1 protein-coding gene is annotated in these 726 nt (G+C 71.3%); it reads right to left on the bottom strand.

Features of this window, described 5'->3' with window-relative positions; genetic code table 11:
* Positions 1–96: 96 nt before the first annotated feature.
* Positions 97–318 (bottom strand): hypothetical protein, encoded by a 222-nt coding sequence (locus ACH9D2_RS00720; RefSeq protein WP_396360802.1) that lies wholly within the window; start codon positions 316–318, stop codon positions 97–99.
* Positions 319–726: the final 408 nt, after the last annotated feature.

Here is a 726-nt window from a genome sequence, read left to right as displayed (position 1 = left end):
TGCCGACCGGGCACCACGAATCGTCCTGGGGCCTCGTCCCGCCGGAGTCCCTCCCGGGCGGGGGATGCGCGGGTCCCGGGGGCGGTCTCCGGTGGCTCAGGCGGCCTGAGCGAACGAGGTGTGCCGCAGACGGTGCTCCCGGACGGGGATCAGCTGGTGGATCCCGGTGCCGGCCTCCCGCCCCCACAGCACTCCCAGGTGGGCGGCCACCTCGTTCACGGCACCGGCATGGTACGGGTGGTGCTCGTCCCACACCTCGATCCGCTCCCCGGGGCGTCCCTGGGTCAGGTCGTGGATCCAGGGACCGGTGGTGGTCATGATGCTTCCTGTCCACGTCGTGCGGACGGCACCGGTGGTGGCGGTGGCGGCGTGGGAGGCATTGGCCGTCAGAGGAATCTCCTGAAGAGGCAAAAGGGGTGCCGGATCGGCAGGACTCCGGACGCCGGACCGCCATCGGTGCAGTCGGTGGAAGTGGTGGGAACCCCGCGTGCTCGCCGTCTTACCTACGCCGTAGACTCCACGTGTAGACTATGACTGAAGCAAGACCCGCTCGTCGAAGGACCCTGATCGCCATGCCCTCCCCCAGCACGGACACTGACACCGTCCACGATCCCGTACCGCGGCCCCGCCCGGCGCGCCGGCCGCGGCTGAGCCGGGAGGTGGTGCTCACCGCGGCCCTGGCCCTGGTGGACGCCGAGGGCCTGGAGGCCCTCACGATGCGCCGGT

The organism is Kocuria rhizosphaericola (genome assembly GCF_044462205.1).
Lineage (GTDB): Bacteria > Actinomycetota > Actinomycetes > Actinomycetales > Micrococcaceae > Kocuria > Kocuria rhizosphaericola.
This window is presented reverse-complemented; position numbering and strand designations above follow the sequence as displayed.